Genomic DNA, 2,650 nt, shown 5'->3' on the forward strand with positions numbered 1-2,650 from the left:
CGCAGCCAATAATTGTGGCAAAATAGCTGTTGATCCAACTTGTTGTACATTTCGATTAGATTCATGTAAAACTTGTTGGAATGGTGCACGGAAAATAGCCATCGCAAGCACTAATGCAACAATTGCCCCGATACCAATAGCACCCGCACCTGAAGCCGGCACAAACTGCGCAAGCGCTAATGCTGTAATTGCCATAACAATAACCGGTACAAAGACAAGGTTTCCAAAACGGTCTGCACCAGCTTCTGCACGCTCCTCGTCTTGCTCAAATTTACCTGTTACAAAGTGTTTAACCAAGGTAATAATTGCCAATAATAAGACTAAAGCACCAGAAATAATTGCTGGCAACCATTTTCCTAAGGCAAACAAAATAGCTAGGTCAAACCAGAATAAAGCTGTTCCAATGCGTTTATCTTGGTCAGATCGTAAAACTTTATAACCAGTAAAGGCGAACTGCAAGCCGATTAAAATATAGAAGAATTCTAGTAAGTTTGTAAAGAACATTTCCACCTTACTTACCTCCTTTACGGTATTTACGGTTCATTTTTTGATCAAATGCATAGTTATAAACTGCTGTTAGAATAAATGCAATAATGGCAACTGGAATTGATGCACGCGCCACATCGATTGCCATCACTTCATACCCTAGCGAATCTAACGTTCCAGCAATCAATAAGGTACCTGCACTGGCCACAAAGGTGTTTTGCGCATAAAAATTCCCAAAGTTATCCATAGCAGCAGATTGTGCTTTAATTTCTTCTTTTGTGGCATCATCAATTTCACCATTTTTTGAAATAGCTGCCGCTTCTGCCATAGGTTGTACTAATGGTCGTACAAATTGTGGGTGTCCTACGATACGAATTGATAAGAATCCAGCTAATTCACGTAAGAATAAGTATAAAGTCAAGAATGAACCCGTTGTCATCCCTTTAACATTGTTAATCAATCGTACTGCTTGATTTTTCAAACCAAACGTTTCAGCTAATCCAACCATTGGTAAGGTTAAAATAAAAATTGTAACTAAACGATTATTCACAAAACCTTCGCCAAGCATCACCAAGAAGTCAGTAACCGAAATACCCGATACTAAAGCTGTTGCTAGTCCTGCAATTACAACGACCGCAATCGTGTCTAGCTTCAAAGCAAAACCAATAATTATGATTAGAATACCAATCAATGGTAAATAATACATTATGTCCACTCCCTTTTTATTATCAATCCTAATAACTTTCTATTTTATCATTTTTTTGCCATAATTTGTAAAAACTGATAAACAAATTTTGTAAATACCCACCAAAAAAAGCGGATAAATAATGCGTACCCGCTAGCTTTTCACCTTGTATGCAAACCTTGTCGTTTCACATTGTTCTCAGCCTTGAATTTGTTGATAATGCACAATTTTACTGATAGGCGCAGCCTTCTTATGTCCAGTAAATTCGTAAAATATAGAGAAATAAGTCATGCCACCTCTTTTATCAGCGATTCGCCCATGTAAGGCTGCTTCCTTCCCGTGCGACAGGATCTGAAAGACTTCCATAGACGACACATCCGCCACCCCAACAAAGCCTTCAACTACCTGGTCTCGCCCAACCAACTCCACTCCCGTATAAGGCGCCCGATAGACCACGTCATCAGACACCAAAGCCGGATCCTGCCCAAAGAACCCACGCGCATACAAGCCAACCGCCACATCCCGCGCAAATTGTCGCCTAGGCGCATTATCACAGGCCAAATCTCCTACCAGGAAAAAGGGTGCCTTTGGCCACGCTGACCCTCCTGCATCAAAAGATAAGCCTAATTCAAGCATGCTTTCCTCTAATATCTTGATTGCTTTAGGACCTACACCATGCAAATTCGCCAAATTTGCCTTCGTCACGCCCGTTAACTGCTCAACCTGGTCAATCCCAACCGTCGCCAAAGCCTCCTTCGCAAGCTTGCCAATTTTAGGTAAATTTGTCATCCTAATCACCCCTCCTTATTCTTAAACTACGTAATCTTTAAACTACGTGTTATTATCATCCAGCATTTAAATCTTTCATCATGAAAGTATCCATTAAGGTATGGTCACCCGACAATAAAGGTTCATCTAAAAATTCATAACCCAATTTTTCGTATAAAACGATGGCTGTTTCAAGACTCTTAATCGTCTCCAAGTATAAGAGGTCATAGCCCTTGTCTATCGCAAATACCATCACAGTATCCATTAATCGCCTAGAATAGCCCTTCCCTCTAGCTTCTGGCAAAAGATATAGCTTTTGCAGCTCGCCTACGTTACCAATTTTTGTAGCTTTTTCAGCTAATAGCTCTGGGTGCCCTTTAATAGGTAATTCAAGCGATTCATCTAGTAATCCTATCCCAACGCCGCCAACAAGACGCCCTTGCTCTTCAACCACCCAATAGGCATTATCTGCAAGCTTCTGGTAGTAATCATACATATAGTCTAATTCCGGATCAAAATAGGCGGTACCCGGAACATCTAAATGACTTTCTTCTAACACACTACGAATAATAGCCGCAATCACAGGTTCATCTTCTTTAGCAATTGGTCTAATCAATACCATGTTCAAGCTCAATCCTCCCTCCTACTATATCTCTTTTACTATACGAAAAAACACCACCTTAGACAAGTCATCTAAGATGGTGTTTCTAG

The 2,650-nt window shown here is 40.4% G+C and carries 4 protein-coding genes; all 4 read right to left on the minus strand.

The window, feature by feature from the left end; translation table 11 throughout:
• On the minus strand, positions 1 to 504 hold a 504-nt coding region (locus ACRCJ0_RS11710), incomplete at its 3' end, for a 5-oxoproline transporter, DUF979 family subunit (RefSeq protein WP_431390525.1).
• Between the two features lie 7 nt (positions 505 to 511).
• On the minus strand, positions 512 to 1,192 hold the full coding sequence (locus tag ACRCJ0_RS11715; protein ID WP_419971776.1) for a DUF969 domain-containing protein: 681 nt from the start codon (positions 1,190 to 1,192) through the stop codon (positions 512 to 514).
• A 177-nt stretch (positions 1,193 to 1,369) separates the two neighbouring features.
• Complete coding sequence (locus tag ACRCJ0_RS11720) at positions 1,370 to 1,960, minus strand: hypothetical protein (RefSeq protein WP_419971777.1); 591 nt, start codon at positions 1,958 to 1,960, stop codon at positions 1,370 to 1,372.
• Between the two features lie 55 nt (positions 1,961 to 2,015).
• Entirely contained in the window at positions 2,016 to 2,561 is a 546-nt protein-coding gene (locus ACRCJ0_RS11725; protein ID WP_419971778.1) for a GNAT family N-acetyltransferase, read from the minus strand.
• Positions 2,562 to 2,650: the final 89 nt, after the last annotated feature.

It is taken from the genome of Aerococcus sp. L_32 (assembly GCF_050689315.1).